Source organism: Telluria sp. AZSoR62 (assembly GCF_058111565.1).
Genome location: NZ_JBYTST010000073.1, coordinates 1 through 462 on the forward strand (window position 1 = coordinate 1; position 462 = coordinate 462).

The 462-nt window shown below is 63.4% G+C and carries 2 protein-coding genes; both read right to left on the minus strand.

Annotation, left to right across the window (positions count from 1 at the left end; translation table 11 throughout):
• The coding region (locus AC3XQU_RS22915) for a hypothetical protein (RefSeq protein WP_489876460.1) at positions 1 to 236 on the minus strand (236 nt) is incomplete at its 3' end.
• Positions 237 to 247: 11 nt separating this feature from the next.
• Positions 248 to 462, minus strand: a 215-nt coding sequence (locus AC3XQU_RS22920) for a deoxynucleotide monophosphate kinase family protein (RefSeq protein ID WP_489876461.1), incomplete at its 5' end; no start/stop codon positions are given.

Genomic DNA, 462 nt, shown 5'->3' on the forward strand with positions numbered 1-462 from the left:
TTCTTGGCGATCCACTCAACACCCGCTTCCTTGACCAGCACCACGGAGTAGTGGGCGTAGTTGCGGAGTGTTGGATTCCAGCGGCTGCGCGGGTCGGAGAACAGGTATCCGCGCTCGCGGTGTGCGCTGGCCAGGTCGCCGGACGAGTTCAGCACGCCGAGTTCCCGCAACCTGGTGCGGAAGGCGCGGGGCTTGAGCCCGAGCAAAGCGGCTGTTTGATCCAGGGTGCGGTTCATGACGGCGGGCCTCAGGCAGAGATATGTTCGGACTGTTGCTGCAGGCGGCGAATCGTCAGGAACACCTCGTCCAGCGAGCGTAGGAAGGCCTCGACCGTGCCATAGTTGGGCAGCGTCAAATCGGCGGGATTAACCGCGATACCGGCCTCGCTGATGTGTGGGTTCACCGTGAGGGCATTGGGCCGGATGATATGGATGACCGTCCCGCCCCTGCGGCGGATCAGTT